The 21,040-nt window shown below is 33.8% G+C and carries 15 protein-coding genes; 11 read left to right on the top strand and 4 right to left on the bottom strand.

Features of this window, described 5'->3' with window-relative positions; all coding sequences use genetic code 11:
* Window positions 1-33: 33 nt before the first annotated feature.
* The 4 genes from porL to topA all read right to left on the bottom strand — a co-directional run bounded on the left by porL (window position 34) and on the right by topA (window position 6,098).
* A complete protein-coding gene (gene porL, locus AAYQ19_RS16520; protein WP_343537738.1) occupies window positions 34-681 on the bottom strand; it encodes a type IX secretion system motor protein PorL/GldL in 648 nt (215 codons plus the stop codon).
* A 71-nt stretch (window positions 682-752) separates the two neighbouring features.
* The gene (gene porK / locus AAYQ19_RS16525) at window positions 753-2,153 is read right to left on the bottom strand and encodes a T9SS ring complex lipoprotein PorK/GldK (protein WP_343537739.1); all 1,401 of its coding nucleotides are present in this window, start codon (window positions 2,151-2,153) and stop codon (window positions 753-755) included.
* Window positions 2,154-2,415: 262 nt separating this feature from the next.
* Window positions 2,416-3,567 (bottom strand): formimidoylglutamase, encoded by a 1,152-nt coding sequence (locus AAYQ19_RS16530; RefSeq protein WP_343537741.1) that lies wholly within the window; start codon window positions 3,565-3,567, stop codon window positions 2,416-2,418.
* A 14-nt stretch (window positions 3,568-3,581) separates the two neighbouring features.
* Window positions 3,582-6,098, bottom strand: a complete 2,517-nt coding sequence (gene topA / locus AAYQ19_RS16535) for a type I DNA topoisomerase (protein WP_343537743.1) — start codon at window positions 6,096-6,098, stop codon at window positions 3,582-3,584.
* 325 nt (window positions 6,099-6,423) lie between these two features.
* Here topA and miaB point away from each other — a divergent pair, with 325 nt between their 5' ends.
* From miaB to AAYQ19_RS16590, 11 genes are all read left to right on the top strand, one after another.
* A complete protein-coding gene (gene miaB / locus AAYQ19_RS16540) occupies window positions 6,424-7,869 on the top strand; it encodes a tRNA (N6-isopentenyl adenosine(37)-C2)-methylthiotransferase MiaB (RefSeq protein WP_343537744.1) in 1,446 nt (481 codons plus the stop codon).
* Between the two features lie 147 nt (window positions 7,870-8,016).
* Window positions 8,017-9,276, top strand: coding sequence for a sigma-54 interaction domain-containing protein (locus AAYQ19_RS16545; RefSeq protein ID WP_343537745.1), 1,260 nt, complete (start codon window positions 8,017-8,019; stop codon window positions 9,274-9,276).
* 101 nt (window positions 9,277-9,377) lie between these two features.
* Complete coding sequence (locus tag AAYQ19_RS16550; protein WP_343537746.1) at window positions 9,378-9,896, top strand: LptE family protein; 519 nt, start codon at window positions 9,378-9,380, stop codon at window positions 9,894-9,896.
* A gap of 70 nt (window positions 9,897-9,966) precedes the next feature.
* Entirely contained in the window at window positions 9,967-11,337 is a 1,371-nt protein-coding gene (locus AAYQ19_RS16555; protein WP_343537748.1) for a tetratricopeptide repeat protein, read from the top strand.
* Window positions 11,338-11,340: 3 nt separating this feature from the next.
* Complete coding sequence (secG, locus tag AAYQ19_RS16560; RefSeq protein WP_343537750.1) at window positions 11,341-11,676, top strand: preprotein translocase subunit SecG; 336 nt, start codon at window positions 11,341-11,343, stop codon at window positions 11,674-11,676.
* A gap of 141 nt (window positions 11,677-11,817) precedes the next feature.
* Entirely contained in the window at window positions 11,818-12,093 is a 276-nt protein-coding gene (locus AAYQ19_RS16565; RefSeq protein ID WP_008467105.1) for a co-chaperone GroES, read from the top strand.
* Between the two features lie 152 nt (window positions 12,094-12,245).
* Window positions 12,246-12,542, top strand: coding sequence for a four helix bundle protein (locus tag AAYQ19_RS16570; RefSeq protein ID WP_445709701.1), 297 nt, complete (start codon window positions 12,246-12,248; stop codon window positions 12,540-12,542).
* Between the two features lie 127 nt (window positions 12,543-12,669).
* The gene (groL, locus tag AAYQ19_RS16575) at window positions 12,670-14,301 is read left to right on the top strand and encodes a chaperonin GroEL (protein WP_343537753.1); all 1,632 of its coding nucleotides are present in this window, start codon (window positions 12,670-12,672) and stop codon (window positions 14,299-14,301) included.
* Between the two features lie 216 nt (window positions 14,302-14,517).
* Window positions 14,518-15,720, top strand: a complete 1,203-nt coding sequence (locus AAYQ19_RS16580) for an alkaline phosphatase family protein (RefSeq protein ID WP_343537754.1) — start codon at window positions 14,518-14,520, stop codon at window positions 15,718-15,720.
* A 299-nt stretch (window positions 15,721-16,019) separates the two neighbouring features.
* On the top strand, window positions 16,020-18,386 hold the full coding sequence (locus AAYQ19_RS16585; protein WP_343537756.1) for a hypothetical protein: 2,367 nt from the start codon (window positions 16,020-16,022) through the stop codon (window positions 18,384-18,386).
* 215 nt (window positions 18,387-18,601) lie between these two features.
* Window positions 18,602-20,860, top strand: a complete 2,259-nt coding sequence (locus tag AAYQ19_RS16590; RefSeq protein ID WP_343537758.1) for a hypothetical protein — start codon at window positions 18,602-18,604, stop codon at window positions 20,858-20,860.
* Window positions 20,861-21,040 lie beyond the last annotated feature (180 nt).

Here is a 21,040-nt window from a genome sequence, read left to right on the forward strand (position 1 = left end):
ATTAATAAATTTAATATAATAGTTATAAACTAATTATCCTTTGTTACTCATTGCAGAAAGCATACCACCGTAAACGCTGTTTAATGAAGCGATATTAGCAGTCATAGACGCCATTTGTTCTTTTAATTTAGCAGCATTTTCAGCAATTTCGCTGTTAGCTTGTGCATTTCTTGAAGCACTTTCTAATTGAACTTTATATAAACTGTTTAATGATTCCATTTGTGCAGCAGCCATAGACATTTCTTCAGCATATTTCTTTTGTCCTGCGATTGAATCTACAGTTGGAGAAATTGCTTTTGCAGCTCCTTCGAAGTTTTTGATTGAGTTACCTAAGCTTGACATTAATTCACCGTCAATTTTAGCCTCTTTCAATAATGAATCTAATTTTTGAGATAATAATCCTTGAGCATCACCTGGAGTTTCAGCTTTAGCCTCTTTTTTTCTAGCTTGTCCGTTAGCTAATTCTGGGTAAACAAGAGTCCAATCTAACTCGTCTTCAACTGGTTCAAAAGCAGACAACGCAAAGATCAACGCCTCAGTTAATAATCCCACTGAAAGCATAACTGTTCCTGTTAATGGTCCAATTTCAAAGTGAGTAATTTTGAATAAAGCTCCAACGATTACTACTGCCGCTCCCATACCATAAGCGAAATTCATTGCTTTTTTACTTAATAATGCCATAATAATTTTTTTTTAGGTTTTAATTTTAAAATAGATTCGATTTGGTTATTATATTTAATTTAAATTATAAATTACTTTCTTTTAGTGCCTCCAGTTACTTGAGTTCCCATGTAATCTTGTACAGTTCTGAAACCAATGTAACTTCTAGCTGAATCAGCATATTCGTGATCACGAGTACTTACTTGTAGGAAATAAGCAACGTCTTTCCAAGATCCACCACGAACAACTTTTCTTTGGTTGTTTCCATCAATTACGTTAGGGTTCATTGTAGAAACATACTCATATGCATTTGGATTATAAGCTGAATCTGTCCACTCTGCAACGTTTCCTGCCATATTGTATAATCCGTAACCATTTGGTTCGTAAGATTTAGCTTCAACAGTGTATAAAGCTTCGTCAGCAGCATAATCTCCTCTGTTAGGTTTGAAGTTTGCCATGAAACATCCTCTATCACTTTTCGTGTAAGGACCACCCCAAGGGTAAGTTGCTGATTCTAGACCTCCTCTTGCTGCATACTCCCATTCAGCCTCTGTAGGTAATCTGAAAGCATTTACTAAGTCACGTCCTTTTTTCTTAGATTTAATATAACTGTTTTTATTTAATGTTCTCCAAGCACAGAAAGCTTTTGCTTGTTTCCAAGTAACACCAACTACAGGATAATCTCCATAAGCTTTGTGCCAGAAATAATCATTGTGCATTGGCTCATTATATGAATAAGCGAAATCTTTAATCCAAACTGTTGTATCAGGATAAACGCTAACTTGTTCAGTTTTAACGAAATCTTTTCTTTTTCCAACTTTAGCTTTTGCAGCTGCTTGAATGTCCATCCAAGAATAACGGAATTTTAATTTATTCACATCCATTGTTCTTAAACCGTTGTAAGACTCTTCAATTGGCAAATACAATGAATCCATTACTTCAGTATAGTACTCATCTGGATAAGCTTTTGTATCCTTAATCAACTTAACTTTTTTGTTTAATTTTCTACCAGCATATGGATCATCTTTTGTCCCTACGCTATAGTAGTTATCATACATATATTTATCATAAGCCGTCATTTTATCTGGCTCTGAATCATTAAATGCATAATCAGCAATACTGCCACCTTTTTTCCCTTTACCGTCTCCAGTAGCTTTTTGACCTGTTTCGTCAGCCAAAATCGCTAAACGAACTCTCATCGTAGAGTCTTTTACCCACTCCACAAATTGACGGTACTCACTGTTAGTGATCTCTGTTTCATCCATGTAGAATGAACGAACCGTTACTGTTTTAGTTGGAGCATCTTCCACATTAGCTAAATCTGCATCAGCTTTACCCATAATAAAAGATCCACCTGGAACCAAAGTCATTCCATAAGGTTTTTCAGGATGCCATTTCCCTCCTGTAACACCAACTAATTCACCTTTGTCACCTGACTTACCACAGCCAATTACCAGTGTTAACATTGCTGCAAATGCAATAAACTTCTTCATATAAATTTGGATTATCTATTCATTATTAAAAGTCCGTAAACGTATTTATTATTTATCTAAAAAACAATACTACTTGCGAATTTTATTTTACCGTTCAAAAATAATGTTAAATAAAATAAAAAAAAAATATTTCATCGATAAACTAACGTAAAAAATCGACCAAAAACATCAAATTTTATAATATGTAATCTACTTCTTACTAATATTTCTTAAATAATTTTTTAGAATTCTAAAAAATTAAGATTTTAATTGAAATTTTCTTCTACAAAGCGTTTTTTCGCTGTGCTTTCCACCATCTTTCTGGCAATTCTTGATTGCATGCACACAAATATTCATCATAAGAACACGGTAATAACGTATTTCTTTTCAATTTATTGCTGCCGTTTGAAACAAATGGAATTTCGATCCACCAGCGTTCTGTTTTGTCGCTTTTGTAAAAAATTAGCTCCTCATCTTCTAGAGGAACAATATATTTCAAATAGTTTGTTCTGCTTCCAAATGGATATTCTTTCGAACGATAGTGATACCCCTCTATAAAATACCATACAATTTGAGCAATCAAAACTGATTCATGCACAGTACTATTATGATTAAAAACTCCAAAAGCAGAAACTTTATCACTGATTCCAGCATATCTAGCCAGTGAACAAATTTCTTTTCCATTGAAACCATTTGGCTCAAAAGAAACCAAATTACCTGACTCTGACGACTTTACAGAATTTAAATCAATACTTACCAAATCGGCATCTCTAAAAACAGGTTCTGCCAATGCAATATTAGTTGAAATCTCTCCTAATCTATAAGCATCAAAAAACAATTTTTCGATCAAATCGATTTCTTCTTGAGAATTATAATAGGTCTGATATCCTATATTACAATAATTAAATAGGTTATTCGGCTCATCTATAATGATTTTAGTCAGATAAGAATTAGCAGAAACCGATTCGTTTTCCTTCCCAAAATCAAAACGATTATCTACTGAAACCAAATTCACCATCTGCTCTAAATCATCATATGCACGATATAAAGCATAGGTCAAATCCTGAGAACCTCCTAGGACTATAGGAATGACTTTATTTTTTATTAAAGAAGCTACCACTTTTTTAAGCGCAAAATAAGTGTCATCTACCGAATCACCAGCCAAGATATCTCCAAGGTCAGCAATAGATGCATCCCAATTTCCCGGAAACATACCGTAAAGCTTCTTGCGAATCGAAGTCAGATTAACCTCATTCACCATATTAATGTTTCTTCTGTCTTCTAAAACACCAATAATGGCAATATTTATTTTGCTGATATCAGGAAATTGATCGTGGGTATGCAAGACTATTTTACTGCCCAATTCTTGAGAAGACAACGAATTGATAAAATTTACAATTCCGTCGTTAACTGGTTCTAGAAAATCAAATTCCATTTATTGTGCTTAAATTATTTCTTTTTAGCGGCTGTTTTCTTAGCCGGAGCTTTCTTTGCTGTTGTTGTTTTTTTTGCCGGAGCTTTTTTTGCCGGAGTTTTTGCTGCAATCATTTCTTGAACTTGAGCCAATGTCAATTTTGTCGCATCAACATCTTTGCTTAATTCAATTTTGATTTTTCCTTTCAGAATTACAGAACGTCCCCAACGTGCTTTCTCTACTACAATTCCTTCTTCTTCCCAGTTATGTAGTACTTTGTCAATGTTTTTCTGCAATTTATCTTCAATCAATTCCTCAACATCAGCTTGCGATAAATTATCGAAATTGTATTTTTTGCTCACATTTACAAAAAGACCGTTCCATTTTATGAATGGTCCAAAACGTCCCACTCCTTTTTGAACTGCTTCTCCTTTATAAACTGCAATTGGCGCATCAGCAAGTGCTTTTTCGTCAATTAATTCTTGAGCTCTTTCTTTAGAAACATTAAGCGGATCCTCTCCTCTTGGCAATGAAATAAAAACGCTTCCGTGACGCACATAAGGGCCGTAACGACCATTGTTTACTTCTACTTCTTCTCCTTTATATTCACCTAAACTTTTTGGAAGCAAGAACAAGTTCAAAGCCTCTTCAAGTGTAATATTTCCAATATTCTGATCAGCCATCAAGCTGGCAAACTTCTTGTCTTCATCATCTGCTTCTCCAATTTGAGCCATTGGCCCAAATTTCCCTAAACGAACCGAAACTTGTCTTCCGTCAGCATCTTTTCCTAAAATTCTCTCTCCGCTTTCACGTTCAGCATTTGCTTCAACTTCTTTTACATTTGGATGAAAGTGATTATAAAAATCTTGCATCATCTTAGCCCAATCGATATTTCCTTCGGCAATTTCGTCAAAATCCTGCTCTACTTTTGCAGTAAAATTATAATCCAGGATATTTTCAAAATTCTTCACTAAGAAGTCCGTCACGATTGTTCCAATATCTGTTGGAACTAATTTTCCTTTATCAGAACCTGTATTTTCTTTTAATACTTTTTCACCAACTTTACTGTTTTGCAAAGTAAGTTGTGTATAATTACGCTCATGACCTTCCAAAGTTCCTTTTTCAACATAATTTCTATTGATAATTGTTGAAATAGTTGGCGCATAAGTAGAAGGACGCCCAATTCCAAGTTCCTCAAGCTTTTTAACCAAAGATGCCTCTGTGTAGCGAGCCGGTGGTCTTGAATATCGCTCTGTGGCTGTAATATAGTTATTTGCTAACTTTTCATTTACTTTTAAAGCTGGAAGCATTCCTTCTTGCTCTTCTTCATCGTCATCATGACCTTCCAAATACACTTTCAAGAAACCTTCAAAAAGTAAAACTTCTCCAGAAGCTGTAAAAATTTCACTGTGATTATCGGCTTCGATTTTTACGTTTGTTCTTTCCAACTGTGCATCGCTCATTTGCGAAGCCAAAGTTCTTTTCCAGATCAAATCGTATAAACGAGCTTGGTCACGATCAATATTTACTGAATGACGAGACATATCAGTAGGACGAATTGCTTCGTGCGCTTCTTGCGCTCCTTTATTTTTATTAGCAAAAACTCTCGGTTTAGAGAATTCTTTTCCGTAAGATTTAATGATTTCAGCTTCTGCAGCGTCCATTGCTTCTCTTGAAAGATTCACAGAATCGGTTCTCATATAAGTAATAAGTCCCGCCTCGTACAAACGTTGTGCTAACTGCATCGTGATTCCAACTGGCAAATACAATTTTCTTGCTGCTTCTTGTTGAAGCGTAGAAGTTGTAAAAGGCGCTGTTGGAGATTTTTTGGTAGGTTTAGTTTCTAAATCTGCTACCTTGTATTTAGATCCGATATTTTGATTTAAGAAATCTTCGGCTTCTTTTTTAGTGTTGAAGTTTTTAGGCAGTTTTGCTTTGAAAGCTTTTCCGGCTTCGTTTACAAATTCGGCAACAATTGAATACGTTGCAACTGCATTAAAACTTTGAATTTCGCGTTCTCTTTCTACAATCAAACGTACAGAAACCGACTGTACACGACCAGCAGAAAGTCCGCCTTTGATTTTTCTCCATAAAACCGGAGATAATTCGTAACCTACTAAACGATCCAGAACACGACGTGCCTGCTGTGCGTTTACTAAATTATAATCAATTTCTCTTGGATTTTCGATTGCTTTAAGAATCGCAGATTTTGTAATCTCATGAAAAACAATTCGTTTGGTTTTTTTAGTATCTAGCTTTAATTCTTCCGCCAAGTGCCATGAAATAGCCTCTCCCTCGCGGTCCTCATCGCTCGCTAACCAAACCGTTTCGGCATTCTTAGAAAGTGATTTTAGTTTTGTTACCAAGGCTTTTTTATCCGGAGAAACTTCATATTTTGGTTTAAAACCATTTTCTACATCTACTCCTATTTCCTTTGATGGTAAGTCGGCTATGTGACCATAACTTGACTCCACCTGAAAATCACTACCAAGAAATTTCTCGATCGTTTTCGCTTTTGCAGGTGACTCCACTATTACTAAATTCTTTGCCATTGCTCTTATTTTCTGCAACAAAAGTATTTATTTTTTTTAAATATCAACCTTATGAATGCATTTTTGAGTTATTTTAATATTATGTTTCCCAAAATTGCAGATTTATCTGTAATCTCTCCTATTATATATATAGGTGTAATTTTTAAATGATAATGACCGAGAAATCGCTTTTTATTTTCATTTACGATTTAAGATTTTAGAATGAAGAAAATCAGATAACCTCAAATTTGTACACTCCAATCACAAATTAAATTTGTTAATTCTTTCCCTGCCATCTTGTCACATTAAGCGCAATTACCCTATCTTTGCACTTTGAATTTTTACAATGGAAAAGATTATTGAAGAAAGCAAACAGGGCGAAAGTCTTGTTTTAGAAAATAAACCTGAGAATACTAAAAAACTATTTATAGAAAGTTACGGCTGTGCAATGAATTTTTCAGACAGTGAGGTCGTAGCTTCCATTTTATCTGACGGAGGATACAATACCACTTCAGTTTTAGAAGAAGCCGATTTGGTTTTGGTAAATACCTGTTCAATTCGAGATAAGGCCGAACAAACGATTCGTAAACGCCTTGAAAAATACAACGCCGTTAAACGTACAAACCCAAAAATGAAAGTGGGTGTTTTAGGCTGTATGGCTGAACGTTTGAAAAGTCAGTTTTTAGAAGAAGAAAAAATTGTTGACCTTGTTGTTGGTCCAGATGCTTACAAAGATCTTCCAAATTTATTGGCGGAAGTTGAAGAAGGACGCGACGCCATCAATGTAATTTTATCGAAAGAGGAAACTTACGGAGATATTTCGCCTGTTCGTTTAATGAGCAACGGAATTACCGCATTGGTTTCGATTACTCGTGGATGCGATAATATGTGTACGTTCTGCGTAGTACCTTTTACACGTGGACGTGAGCGTAGCCGTGAACCGCAAAGCATCATGAATGAAATTCAGGATTTATGGAATAATGGCTATAAAGAAGTTACGCTTCTTGGACAAAACGTCGACAGTTACCTTTGGTACGGAGGCGGACTGAAAAAGGATTTTGTAAACGCTTCTGAAATGGAAAAAGCGACTGCTGTTGATTTTGATCAATTGCTTGAAATGGTTGCTGTTGGTTTTCCTAAAATGCGTATTCGTTTTTCGACTTCGAATCCACAAGATATGCACGAAAGCATTTTGCATGTTATTGCGAAATACCCAAATATCTGCAAACACATTCACTTGCCAGTTCAATCTGGAAGTAATAGAATTTTAAAAGAAATGAATCGTTTGCATTCTCGCGAAGAATATATGGCTTTGATTGATAAAATCAGAGCAATTGTTCCAGATGCTTCAATTTCGCAAGATATGATCGCTGGTTTCCCAACAGAAACTGAGGAAGATCATCAAGATACTATGAGTTTAATGGAATACGTAAAATATAATTTCGGTTATATGTATTCGTACTCTGAACGTCCTGGGACTTTGGCTGGAAGAAAAATGAAAGATGATGTTGAAGAAGAAACCAAAGCCAGAAGATTACAAGAAATCGTTGATTTACAACAAAAACATGCTTGGTTTAGAAGCGAGGAATTTGTTGGGAAAACGGTGGAAGTTTTAGTAGAAAAAGTTTCTAAGAAATCAAAAGATGAATTTTCTGGAAGAAACTCTCAAAGTATAACGGTTGTTTTCCCAAAAGAAAATTATAAAATCGGAGATTTTGTAAACGTAAAAATCACAAGCTGTACTAGTGGAACTCTTAAGGGTGAAGCTGTTGGTTTGAGTAGCATGAATTAAAATTGTTTGAAGTTTCAGGTTTCAAGTTTCAGGTTATTTCTGTAACTTCAAACTTGAAACAAAATTATAAGCCAACTTTTAAAGTTTATGGTCAAAGTGGTAAAACCTGAAACCTGAAACAAATAAAAAACTTGAAACAAAACGCAAATGGAAACAGTTCAAGCAATAAAACAACGATTTGAGATTATTGGTAATGACCCAAAATTAAATCGTGCTATCGAAAAAGCCATTCAGGTTGCTCCAACTGATATTTCAGTAATGGTAACCGGGGAAAGTGGTGTTGGTAAAGAGAATATTCCAAGAATTATACATTCGCTTTCACACAGAAAGCATGGTAAATATATTGCCGTAAACTGCGGAGCGATTCCGGAAGGAACAATTGACAGTGAACTTTTTGGTCACGAAAAAGGAGCTTTTACAGGTGCAACAAGCACACGTGAAGGTTATTTTGAAGTGGCAGACGGCGGAACAATTTTCCTAGATGAAGTTGGTGAATTGCCATTGACAACTCAAGTAAGGTTACTTCGTGTTTTAGAAAATGGTGAATTTATTAAAGTAGGTTCGTCTCAAGTTCAGAAAACGAATGTTCGTATCGTTGCTGCCACCAACGTGAATTTATTTAATGCTATTGAAAAAGGTAAATTCCGTGAAGATTTGTACTATCGTTTGAGTACTGTAGAAATTACTTTACCTCCTTTGAGAGAAAGAAATGACGACATTCATTTGTTGTTCAGAAAATTTGTGGCCGATTTTGCTCATAAATACAAAATGCCACCTTTAAGACTGGATGACGATGCGGTTCAGCTTTTGCAGAAATTCAGATGGAGCGGAAATATTCGTCAGTTGCGAAATGTGGCGGAACAAATTTCCGTTTTAGAAACGAATCGCGACATCAATCTTGCTACTTTACAATCTTATTTGCCAGCTGAAGGAAGCAACTTGCCTTCTGTAATTAGCGACAGCAAAAAAGAAAGTGATTTCAGTACAGAAAGAGACATATTATATAAGGTGCTTTTTGATATGAGAAGCGACTTGAACGATTTGAAAAAACTGACTTTAGAATTGATGAAAAATGGTTCGTCAAAAGTACAGGACATCAATCCGAATTTAATTCAGAAGATTTACGGAAATCAGCAAAACGACAGCGAAATAGATTTTGAAGAAGAACCAAGAACTGCAGTAATGACAACTCCAGCGGTTCGCGAAGAAAACTATCAAATTCCAGAAGACAATTATTTATTTGCTGAAACGATCGAAGAAGAAGAGATTTTGCGTTTGGAACAAAAGGAAATCGAAATGATCAAAAAATCATTAGAGAAAAATAAAGGAAAGCGCAAAGCAGCAGCCGATGAATTAGGTATTTCTGAAAGAACATTATACCGCAAAATCAAACAATTCGATTTATAAAATAATTAAATTACAATTTTGAAATTCCAAATTCCAATTACCTATATTTGGACAGAATTGGAATTTGAGATTTAAAACATTGGGATTTCCTCTTAAATATTATGAAAAAAATATATTCTTTATTGGCACTTTTAAGTCTGTTCTTGTTAAGCGGATGCAATGTTTACAACTTTACAGGAACTGGAAATATTGATGCCAAAACATTTCAGGTTAACTTTTTTCAAAACAATGCTGATTTGGTTGAGCCTGGAATTGACAGACAATTTACATTGGCACTTCAAGATTTGATTATGAATCAAACCAATCTGAATTTGGTAAGCAATAGTGGTGATTTAGTGTATGAAGGTGAAATCGTAGATTACAGAATAAGCCCGATGACGGCAACTGCTGTAGGAGCAAATGGCGAAGTTGGCGCAGCACAAAACCGTTTAACGATTCGTGTAAATGTTCGTTTCTCAAACAAGAAAAAAGAAACCGATGATTTTGAAAGAACATTCGAATTTTATAATGACTTTGCAGGAACAGATCTTCCAACGGGAGCTGTTTTAAACAATGCAATTCAGGTTATTTTTGAAAGAATTACACAGGATATTTTTAACGAGTCATTGGCAAAATGGTAATTTGATTGTTGAAATCAATTAAACAAGCAAAAAAACAAAGAATAAACAATTATAAAGATTAACCAAAAAAATGAACGTAACCGATTATACATACCTAATAAACAAACCTGATACCGTTACAGAAAAACAGGCCGAAACATTAGGAAGTGTTTTGAATGAATTCCCGTATTTTCAAAGTGCGCGCGCATTGCGATTGAAAGGGCTTTACAAACAAAACAGCTTTAAGTATAATTATGCTTTAAAGGTTACGGCTGCACATACGACTGACCGTTCGGTTTTGTTTGATTTCATTACTTCGGAAGAATTCACTCCTATTCAGAGCGCATATTATGAACGCAAACTGAGAGACCTTTTAAATATTACTGTTTTTGATGTCGAAATTATTTCGAACGAAGAAAAAAAGAAACTTGCCGAAGTCAGAATCGATCCAATCGAAAAATCAATTTTAGATTCTATCAAAGAAGCTACAACTGTTACTTTTGAAGAACCAATAAAAGTTGAAGAAAAACCAATTGAATCTGTTAGTGAAGAACCAATTGCAATTTCTTTTAAAGAAGAAATTCCACTTGTTGAAAAAACACCGATTAGCCGAACTTTCTTAGAAGATAGATTAGACGATGAAATTCCGAGTGTTCGAATTGATCCAATTGAAGAATCGGTTTTCAATGCTATAAAACAAGCAGAAAATGTGGTTTTTGAAGAAGCTAAAACGGCTGAAGAACCAACAATAGTTTCAATTCCAGAAACAACAATTATTGCCGAAGAAACTATATCGGAAGAACCTACAACAATAGAAATTCCGCAAACAATAATACCTGTTGAAGAAACTGAAGCAATTGAAGAATCAATAGAAATCGAGATTCCAGAAATTATAATTGCAACTCCAGAAACTGAAACAATTTCAGAACCAGAAAAAATCGAAATTCCAGAAGCCGTAAAAACTGCAGAAGAGAATCTCGAAATCGGAAAACCTTTGGATTTTTCAGGAAATGAAACACATTCATTTCAAGAATGGTTGCAATTAGCAAGAACTGAACCTATTGACAGAACCAAAGAAGCGCCAATGGAAAATAATCTGACGAAAAATCCTGTTGAGATTGCAGAACAAACTTTAGGAACAGTTAATCCAGAAGAAAAAGCAGAAGAAGAGAAGAAGAAAAAAGCCGACATAATCGACCGATTCATTGAAGCAAACCCAAAAATCTCTCCAATAAAGCAAACTGCAATAACGGCCTCGGCACAGCTTGACATCAATAAAGACGACAGTTCATACTTAATGACAGAGACTTTAGCCAGAGTATATTTGGAACAAAAAAAATACACAAAGGCAATTCAAGCATATGAAATATTAATTTTGAAATATCCAGAAAAAATTACTTTCTTTGCAGACCGCATATCGGATATAAAGATTTTACAACAAAATAACAATAACAATAATTAAGTAATGAGCACATTTTCAATTTTTTTAGTTTTAATCACAATAGTTTGTTTTCTATTGATCGTAGTAATTATGGTACAGAACCCTAAAGGAGGAGGATTATCTTCTACTATCAGCGGAACTCAAATGTTAGGTGGTGTACAAAAAACAACAGACTTTTTAGATAAAAGTACTTGGACACTAGCTACTGTATTGATCGTTTTAGTAATTCTTTCAAGCTTAAGCTTTACAGGTTCATTAAACGATACTGGATCTAAAATTATTGAAAAAACAGAAGCTCCTGCAACTACGCCAGCAGCTCCAGCTCAAGGAACTCCTGCACCAGCAGCTCCAGCTAAATAATAATTTTGATATAAATTAAAATGCCAGCCTGTCAAAGCTGGCATTTTTTTTAAGAAATAATGTCAGTTTATTGAGCATGGCACAATTTCTGAAAGTTTATTGAACATTAAAAAACGTATAACTTAATTAAAATATAAAATCATGGCTTTAAACATTAAACCGCTTTCAGACCGCGTACTTATCGAGCCTGTTGCAGCTGAAACTAAAACTGCCTCAGGTATTTTTATTCCAGATACTGCCAAAGAGAAACCACAAAAAGGAACTGTAGTTGCAGTTGGAAACGGAACTAAAGATCACACAATGACTGTAAAAGTTGGCGATACTGTTCTTTACGGTAAATATGCAGGAACTGAGTTGAAACTTGAAGGAACTGATTATTTGATTATGCGCGAAGACGACATCTTGGCAATTATCTAAATTGCTATAAGCCGTAAGCTATAAGCTTTAAGCTTTCCTAAAAAAGCGTATAGCCTATTGCCTAAAGCTTAAAGCCAAAATTGAAATGAGAGATTTTAAAAAAATATGACATTTGGCAACTTAGTCATTCTTTAACTTTAGAAATCTATAAAATGACTTCTTTATTTCCAAAAGAAGAATTATACGGATTAATAAGTCAGATTAGAAGGGCGTCTTCATCAATTCCAAATAATATTAGTGAAGGTTGCGGAAGAAGTAGTGACAAAGAATTTAATCAATTTCTCAACATAGCTTTGGGTTCTGCCAATGAAACAGAATATTTATTGATTTTAGCCAAAGATTTGCAATATCTAAACAATGAAATTGCAGAAAGTCAATTGGAAAAAATTAATAATATCAAAAGCAAAATCTATAAATTAAAAAGTTGCTTACTCAGCAATAAGCTGTAAGCAATAAGCTATAGGCTCCAAGAAAGCATAAAGCTTACTGCCTAAAGCTTAAAGCAATAAAAACAAATACTAATCAGCAGTAGAAAAGCCTAAAGCTTAAAGCCTACTGCCTAAAGCAATATAAAAAATGGCAAAAGATATAAAATTTGATATTGAAGCACGTGACGGTTTAAAACGTGGTGTTGATGCATTGGCAAATGCTGTAAAAGTAACTCTTGGACCAAAAGGTCGTAACGTAATCATCGGAAAATCATTTGGTGGACCAACTGTTACTAAAGATGGTGTTTCTGTTGCAAAAGAAATCGAATTAAAAGACGCATTAGAGAACATGGGTGCGCAAATGGTGAAAGAAGTTGCTTCTAAAACCAATGATTTAGCTGGAGATGGAACAACTACGGCTACAGTTTTAGCACAAGCTATCGTAAAAGAAGGTTTGAAAAACGTTGCGGCTGGTGCAAATCCAATGGACTTGAAACGTGGGATCGACAAAGCAGTTGAAACTATCGTAGCTGACTTAGCAAAACAAGCTAAAGTTGTTGGAAGTGATTCTGATAAAATTCAGCAGATTGCTTCTATTTCTGCTAACAATGATGATGTTATTGGTGAATTAATCGCTACAGCTTTTGCTAAAGTTGGAAAAGAAGGAGTTATCACTGTTGAAGAGGCTAAAGGAACTGATACTTTCGTTGACGTTGTTGAAGGAATGCAGTTTGACAGAGGATACCTTTCTCCTTACTTCGTAACAAATCCAGAGAAAATGGAAGTTGAATTAGACTCTCCATACATCTTATTATATGACAAAAAAGTTTCTTCTTTAAAAGAATTACTTCCAGTTTTAGAGCCAGTTGCACAATCAGGAAAACCATTATTGATTATCGCTGAAGATGTTGATGGTGAAGCACTTTCTACTTTAGTAGTAAACAAATTAAGAGGTGCTCTTAAAATTGCTGCTGTAAAAGCTCCAGGTTTTGGAGACAGAAGAAAAGCAATGTTAGAAGATATCGCAATCTTAACTGGTGGAACTGTAATTTCTGAAGAAAGAGGTTATACACTTGAAAATACAACTATCGAAATGTTAGGAAACGCAAAAAGAGTTTCTATCGATAAAGACAATACAACTATCGTAAGCGGTGCTGGTGAAGCAGATATCATCAAAAACCGTGTGAACCAAATTAAAGGTCAGATGGAAACTACTACATCTGATTACGATAAAGAAAAATTACAAGAGCGTCTAGCTAAATTAGCTGGAGGTGTTGCAGTTCTTTACGTTGGTGCAGCTTCTGAAGTTGAAATGAAAGAGAAAAAAGACAGAGTTGATGACGCTTTACACGCAACTCGTGCTGCTGTTGAAGAAGGAATCGTTGCTGGTGGTGGTGTTGCTTTATTGAGAGCTAAACTTGCTTTAGCTGACTTAAAAGCAGACAACGCTGACGAAGCAACTGGAATCCAAATTGTTTCTCGTGCGGTTGAAGCTCCATTAAGAACTATCGTTGAAAACGCTGGTCTTGAAGGTTCTGTTGTTGTAGCAAAAGTTTCTGAAGGAAAAGGAGATTTTGGATACAACGCAAAAACTGATGAATATGTAGATATGCTTACTGCTGGAATTATTGATCCTAAAAAAGTAACTCGTGTAGCTCTTGAAAACGCTGCATCTGTTTCTGGAATGATCTTAACTACAGAATGTGCATTAATTGATATTAAAGAAGAAAACGCTGGTGGCGGAATGCCAATGGGTGGCGGAATGCCAGGAATGATGTAATTCATTCTTTTCTTAAAACTTAAAAGCGCTGGATTTTTATCTGGCGCTTTTTTTGTTTGCCACGAATTCACGAATTTCCACGAATTGTTTTCCTATCAAGTACAAAAAAATTAGTGGAAATTCGTGTAATTCGTGGCAAACTTTTTTATTTAACATTCTCTTTTTCTTTAAAAAATGTGTTATTAATACCTTTGCAGTTCTATTTAAAATTGCAAAATGAGAAAATTCACTACTCACCTTTTATCTTTTACATTCTTACTTCTTACAACTTTTTTACAAGCCCAAAACAACAAAGACAATTATGTTGTTTTAATTTCTATGGATGGATTTCGTTGGGATTATGGAAAGCAATTCAATCTTCCGAATTTAAAACAAATTGAAAAAGAAGGCGTTCACGCTAAATCAATGAAACCTTCTTATCCAAGCAAAACTTTTCCAAATCATTATTCAATTGTAACGGGACTTTATCCAGATCATCACGGAATCGTTAATAATGTTTTTTATGACACCTCTTTAAACCAATCTTTTTCATTGTCAAGCGATGCAAAAAATGATTCAAGATTTTACGGCGGAAATCCGATTTGGAATTTAGCCGAGCAACAAGGTGTAAAAACAGCATCGTTCTTCTGGCCTGGTTCTGATATTGACAAAAGAAATCCGAGTTATTTCAAAAAGTACGATAATAAAATTCCGTACGAAGCCAGAATCGATACGGTGATGAAATGGTTACAGCTTCCTGAAAAACAAAGACCGCATCTCATTACTTTATATTTCGACGAACCTGATCATACCGGACATGATTTTGGTCCGCTTTCGCCAGAAAACAAAAAAATGGTTCAAAAAATGGATTCAATTATGGGAGAAATTTCTAGAAAATTGGATCAATTGCCTATTGGAAAACAAATCAATTTAATCATTGTTTCAGATCACGGAATGGCTGATATCAGCAATGACAAAAAAGTGGCTGTGTTAGATTATTTAAAACCAGAATGGCTAGGGTACAAAGATGTTGTAAATCCAATTATGAGTTTACAAGCAAAATCTGGCTATCAAGATTCTATTGCTGGCGCTTTGAAAAAAGTGCCACATATCAAATTTTGGAAATCATCTGAAGTTCCTAAAAGATTGCATTACGGAACAAACTCACGCGCGCTTGATTTTGTTATTGAAGCTGATAAAGGATGGAGCTTAGTAACAAAAGAATCTCAAAAAATAAAAGGCGGAACACATGGTTACGACAATAATGAAAAAGACATGCATGCCATTTTTTACGCAAAAGGACCAGCTTTCAAAGTAAACAAAAAAGTTAAAACATTTCAGAATGTTTCGGTTTATCCTTTAATAGCACATATTCTAGGTTTGCAAATTGGCGAAATCGACGGAAAATTAAGCGATGTAGAATCGACGCTTGCTAATTAGGAAATTTGTCAATTAGATAATTAGACAATTTTCACCTTGAGCGAAATCACAAGGCACTCTAACTGGCACGTAGGCTTCGACTTCACTCAGTTTGACAGACTTAATACTTTATATTTAAACCCGACAGTTTTTAAAAACCTGTCGGGTTTATTTTTTTTTGACGAAAGCAAAGAATTATCTAATTGACCAATTATCTAATTATCACTCACAAAAATTTGCACGGTTTTTGTGAATTACAGATTAGTATTACAATTAATTTATAGCTTATTGAAATTAAAATTATTCCTAATCTTTTTTGTATGAAATTAATCATCGGGTTTTTTAGCTTTCTTTTCTGTATACAATCTTACTCACAGGCAATTAGCAATCAAGACAAAATTACCAAATACCTTACTGATTATTTTTCAGAAGACCGGGAAATAATTCATGTACAATTCAATAAAAATATTTATACTACTAATGAAGATGTTGCCTTCAAAGGATATATTCTTAGCAAAAATCATAATACTCCAAATAGTGCTACAACCAATGTTCAATTAATAGTTTATAACAATGAAGGCCAAATTGCTCTAAAACAATTGCTTTTTGCGCAAGACGGAATTTTTTCTGGTGGCATTCATTTAAATGAAAAAATTGAACCAGGTAAATATCATTTCCATTTTTATACCAACTGGATGAATAATTTCAAGGAAGATGATTCTTTTCATCAGACTATCGAAATTTTGGATAAAAATTGCCCATATTCTTTCGAACGCAATGAACCGAATTGGGAAACGGCTGAAATAAACTTGTTTCCTGAAGGAGGAATTATATTAAGCGATATTGTCAATTCAATTGGAATTAAGATTACCGACTGCAATAAAAAAGGGATTGAAATAGCAGATGGTGTTATTTTAGACTCTAAATCAAATGAAATTACAAACTTTCATACCAACCAGATGGGAAATGGTGTTATCTATTTAAGACCCAACTTAAATGAAAAATATACACTGAAAATAAATACCGACAAATTAAAAATAACGCAACCATTAGGCAAAATTGCAGAGACTGGAATTATTGTAAGTGCTCCAAATAATCCCGCAAAAAACAATTTACTTGTTGTTTTAAAGACGAATGAAAAAGGGCTTCAATCTTATCAAAATAAAAAATTTATTGTCCTTATTCAACAAAACGGAAGCTCCATGCAACAGGAAGTTACCTTCAACAATAACAAAACGGAACAACCTTATTATTTCGACAAAAAATATTTATCAAATGGGGTGCATACGATTAGAGTATTGGACGAAAATTTAAATGAAATCTCAGAAAGATTAACCTATATTGAAGAAGACGCAAGCCCATCTACAACATTAACGACAAAAATAACGGCTAACGACAGCATTATATTATCAGGAGAAGCTGAAGTGGACAAAGCTCATTTAAGTATTAATGTGCTTCCTGAAAAAAGTATCTGCCTCAATCAGAAAAAATCAATTTTAGGCACTTTTTATCTAAACGCGTATTTAGATAAACCAGAAGCTGATACTTATTTTTATTTTAATCCGGATAATAAAACCCGAAGACGAGATATCGAAATGTTATTGCTGAATCAAAACAAAAACAAATACTTATGGGAAAACATTAAGGCAGGACCTCCAAAAATCAGTTACGAATCTGAAAAAGGAGTAACAATAAATGGAAAAGTAGAAAGAGAACTAAAACCGAATGCAAAAAATAAAATTTTCCTCATTGAATTAAAAAAGAAACTATTTGAACAAACCACTATAGACCAGAACAATGATTTTAAATTTGAACATTTTTTTGTTCAAGATTCGACCGTTTTATCCTTTCAAATGAGCAATGAAAAAAACAGTACTTTAGCTACTAAAATAGAAGCTCGAATTGCTCGAAATGAGCCTCGTTTTATTTTGGGAACATCATTTGAAAAAATAGTTTGCCCCACAGTAAAAGCTTCTGACACTATTTTTAATTTTCAACCTTCAATAAGAAAAGAAACGAATTTAAAGGAAGTAACAGTTAAAAACACTTTCAAAAAAGATGTTTTTATTCATAAAGCAGAAGCAGACATGAGTCTTATGAGCAAAGCTTTTAAATTTGATGGTACAGATTTCAGAACCGTATTGAATTTTCTGTCTACAAATGGTTATAATACTGGTTATAATTCAATTGATGGTTCAATATATATAAGAGACAACAGAATGTCTTTTATGGGCCAGTCAGCAGCAGCTCCAAATGTATATCTTGACAATTTTTTACTCCTTGATTTCTTTGATCTTTCCTATATCACTCTGGATCAAGTCGATGAAATCTATATTGATAAAACCGGAAATTCCGACATTACAATTAACGGCCGAGGCACAATAAAAATTTTCATGAAACCTGGAAAAAGAAATGATCATGTCAAAATAAAATTCGCAAAGCTAATAGTGACAAAAGGTTTTGCAAAAGACTTTATTTATAAAACGCCCATATTTGAAAATCAAGATGAATTAAATTATTTTGGCACTTTGGGATGGTTTGCCAACATCGAGTTAAACGATTCCCACTATGAAATTAAAATTCCAAAGAATCATCAAAAAGAAATACAGGTTTTGATCGAAGGTTTTACAGATGAAGGACATTTGATTTCAGAAGTTAAAAGAATTCCTGTGGGAGTAAACAATTAGGTAATGTGTCAATTTGCCAATTAGATAATTCTCTTTTTTCTTCTAAAAAATAAATCCGATAGGTTAAAAAAAAACTTTTGGGGTTGCAAAATAGAGTTGAAAATTCACTAATCATATAACTTTCAAAAACTTCTGTTTTTTTGATTATTAAAGATCAGTACTACAATTAATTTTATAGCTGTATGGCAATTAAAACTATTCCTAATATTTTTTGTATGAAATTAATCATTCGGTTTTTTAACTTTCTTTTCTGTATACAATCCTACTCACAGGCAATTAGCAATCAAGACAAAATCACCAAATACCTTGCAGATTATTTTTCAGAAGATCGAGAGATTATCCATGTACAATTCAATAAAAATATTTTCACCAATACTGAAGATATTGCCTTCAAAGGATATATTCTTAGCAAAAACTACAATATCCCAAACGTTGCCACTACAAATGTTCAATTGGTAGTTTACAATAATGAAAGCCAAATCATTCAAAAACAATTACTTTTTGCACAAGACGGTATTTTTTCAGGTGGCATTCATTTAAATGAAAAAATTGAACCTGGTAAATATCATTTCCATTTTTATACCAACTGGATGAATAATTTCAAGGAAGATGATTCTTTTAATCAAACCATTGAAATTATTGACAAAAACTGTCCATATGTTTTTGAAACCAAAGAACCGAATTGGGGAACAGCAGAAATAAGCTTATTTCCCGAAGGAGGAATTATACTAAGTGATATTGTCAATAAAATCGGAATCCAGATTACGGACTGCAATAAAAAAGGGATTGAAATAGCAGATGGTGTTATTTTAGACTCCAAATCAAATGAAATTACAAACTTTCATACCAATGGTGTTTTTTATTTAAAAGCGAAATTAAACGAAAAATATACGCTCAAAATAAATACCGACAAATTAAAAATAACGCAACCATTAGGCAAAATTGCAGAAACTGGATTAATCTTAACCGAAAAAGAGTATCCCGCTAAAAACAATTTACTTGTTGTTTTAAAGACAAATAAAAAAGGACTGCAAGCCATTCAAAATAAGAAATTTATTGTGCTCATTCAGCAAAATGGAAATTCGGTGCAACAAGAGGCAACCTTCGACAATAACAGAATCGAACAACCCATTTTCTTCGACAAAAGCCTTTTATCAAACGGCATTCATACTATTAGAGTATTAGATGAAGATTTGAATGAAATTACTGAAAAGCTGACCTATATTGAAGAAGATGCAAATCCGTTAAACACAATTCAAACGATCACAACAGTTAACGACAGTATTATATTATCAGGAAAAACAGACCTACAAAAAACACATTTAAGCATCAGCATACTTCCTGAAAAAAGTATCTGCCTCAATCAGAAAAAATCAATTTTGGGCACTTTTTATTTAAATGCCTATTTGGACAAACCGGTAAGTGAGACTTATTTTTATTTTAATCCTGACAATAAAACCAGAAAACAAGATATTGAGCTCTTACTAGCTACGCAAAGCAAAGGCAAATACTTATGGGAAAATATTAAGACAGGACCACCAAAAATCAATTACGAATTTGAAAAAGGAGTTACCATAAATGGAAAAGTCGAAAGAGAACAAAAACCAAATGCTAAAAACAAAATTTCTCTCCTTGCATTAAAAAGCAATGTATTTGAGGAAACTGATATCGATCAGAATAATGATTTTAAATTTGAACATTTTTTTGTTCAGGATTCGACTGTTTTAGCTATACAAATGAACAATGAAAAAAATAACACTTTAACGACCAAAATTGAAGCGAGGATTGCCAGAGATGAACCGCGATTTGTTTTAGGGCCATCATTCGATAAAAAAGTTTGTCCTGCAATAAAATCTCCTGAAAATGTTTTTAATTTCCCGCCGCCAAAAACGAAAGTTGCTGTATTAAAAGAAGTAGAAGTAAAAAACACTGCGAAAAAAGAAGTTTTCATTCATAAAGCAGAAGCAAGCCATATGGCGAAAGCCTTTAAAATTGATGGCAAAGCACACCGAACCTTACTAAGTTTTCTATCTGCAAATGGCTATAAGACAGGTATCGATCCCAAAAAAAATAACGTATATATCATAGATAATAGAGATGCTTATCAAGGTTGGGCACCTGGCTCTTATACCACAGCGACTCCTCCAAATGTATATCTTGACAATTTTTTGCTTTTTGATTTTAACGATCTTTACTATCTCACGTTAGATCAAATAGATGAAATATACATTGATAGGATTGGAAGCTCTGACATTACAGCTTTAAGAGGACATGGCACAATTAAAATTTTCATGAACAAGAATCAGAAAAATGAGCATTTCAAAGTAAAACATACCTCATTAATCGTGACAAAAGGTTTTGCAAAAAATTTCACTTACAAAACTGCAGCAATTGAAGATCAGAATGAATTTAATTATTTCGGCACTCTGAACTGGTCACCAAACATTGAGCTAATCAATCATTCAGACTTTTAAATTAAAATTCCTAAGAATAAACAAAAAGAAATACAGGTCTTTATCGAAGGTTTTACTGACGACGGATATTTAATATCCGAAGTTAAAAAAATCCCTGTTGAAGTAAACAATTAGAAAATGTGGCAATTTGCAAATTTGATAATTCTCATTTTCTTCTAAAAAAATAAACCCGACAGGTTT

Source organism: Flavobacterium mesophilum, assembly GCF_039581405.1.
Taxonomy (GTDB): domain Bacteria; phylum Bacteroidota; class Bacteroidia; order Flavobacteriales; family Flavobacteriaceae; genus Flavobacterium.

Coding starts and splice junctions, on each gene's coding strand:
- porL (WP_343537738.1), bottom strand. CDS start 681: ATGGCATTATTAAGTAAAAAAGCAATGAATTTCGCTTATGGTATGGGA.
- porK (WP_343537739.1), bottom strand. CDS start 2,153: ATGAAGAAGTTTATTGCATTTGCAGCAATGTTAACACTGGTAATTGGC.
- AAYQ19_RS16530 (WP_343537741.1), bottom strand. CDS start 3,567: ATGGAATTTGATTTTCTAGAACCAGTTAACGACGGAATTGTAAATTTT.
- topA (WP_343537743.1), bottom strand. CDS start 6,098: ATGGCAAAGAATTTAGTAATAGTGGAGTCACCTGCAAAAGCGAAAACG.
- miaB (WP_343537744.1), top strand. CDS start 6,424: ATGGAAAAGATTATTGAAGAAAGCAAACAGGGCGAAAGTCTTGTTTTA.
- AAYQ19_RS16545 (WP_343537745.1), top strand. CDS start 8,017: ATGGAAACAGTTCAAGCAATAAAACAACGATTTGAGATTATTGGTAAT.
- AAYQ19_RS16550 (WP_343537746.1), top strand. CDS start 9,378: ATGAAAAAAATATATTCTTTATTGGCACTTTTAAGTCTGTTCTTGTTA.
- AAYQ19_RS16555 (WP_343537748.1), top strand. CDS start 9,967: ATGAACGTAACCGATTATACATACCTAATAAACAAACCTGATACCGTT.
- secG (WP_343537750.1), top strand. CDS start 11,341: ATGAGCACATTTTCAATTTTTTTAGTTTTAATCACAATAGTTTGTTTT.
- AAYQ19_RS16565 (WP_008467105.1), top strand. CDS start 11,818: ATGGCTTTAAACATTAAACCGCTTTCAGACCGCGTACTTATCGAGCCT.
- AAYQ19_RS16570 (WP_445709701.1), top strand. CDS start 12,246: ATGACTTCTTTATTTCCAAAAGAAGAATTATACGGATTAATAAGTCAG.
- groL (WP_343537753.1), top strand. CDS start 12,670: ATGGCAAAAGATATAAAATTTGATATTGAAGCACGTGACGGTTTAAAA.
- AAYQ19_RS16580 (WP_343537754.1), top strand. CDS start 14,518: ATGAGAAAATTCACTACTCACCTTTTATCTTTTACATTCTTACTTCTT.
- AAYQ19_RS16585 (WP_343537756.1), top strand. CDS start 16,020: ATGAAATTAATCATCGGGTTTTTTAGCTTTCTTTTCTGTATACAATCT.
- AAYQ19_RS16590 (WP_343537758.1), top strand. CDS start 18,602: ATGAAATTAATCATTCGGTTTTTTAACTTTCTTTTCTGTATACAATCC.